Origin of the sequence: Escherichia sp. KCJ4928, assembly GCF_004352695.1 — a bacterium.
Taxonomy (GTDB): domain Bacteria; phylum Pseudomonadota; class Gammaproteobacteria; order Enterobacterales; family Enterobacteriaceae; genus ECMA0423.
The window spans coordinates 1-344 of record NZ_SJWV01000670.1 but is presented as its reverse complement, the minus strand read 5'-3'; the positions used below and the strand labels follow the sequence as shown (position 1 = coordinate 344).

Sequence of the window (344 nt, the reverse complement as noted above, 5' to 3'; positions counted from 1 at the left end):
AGCAGTCACCGCGGGTGGTGCTCTGGGAAATCGACCTGACGGTGCAGGGCGGTGAGCGGTATTTTTTCTGCAATGAGCTGAATGAAAAAGGGGAGCCGGTGACCTGGCAGGGGCGTGAATATCAGGCGTACCCGATTGAGGGGAGTGGCTTTGAGATGAACGGAAAGGGCAGCAGTGCCCGCCCGTCGCTGACGGTGTCCAATCTTTTCGGCCTTGTCACCGGGATGGCGGAGGATTTGCAGAGCCTGGTGGGGGCCACGGTGGTCCGTCGCCGGGTGTATGCGCGTTTTCTGGATGCGGTGAACTTTGTGGCAGGCAATCCTGAGGCAGACCCGGAGCAGGAG

The 344-nt window shown here is 60.8% G+C and carries 1 protein-coding gene; it reads left to right on the top strand.

From position 1 onward, the window contains the following. Window positions 1-344 (top strand): phage minor tail protein L (locus tag E0D98_RS26190; RefSeq protein ID WP_131891593.1); only part of this gene is annotated, 344 nt, incomplete at both ends.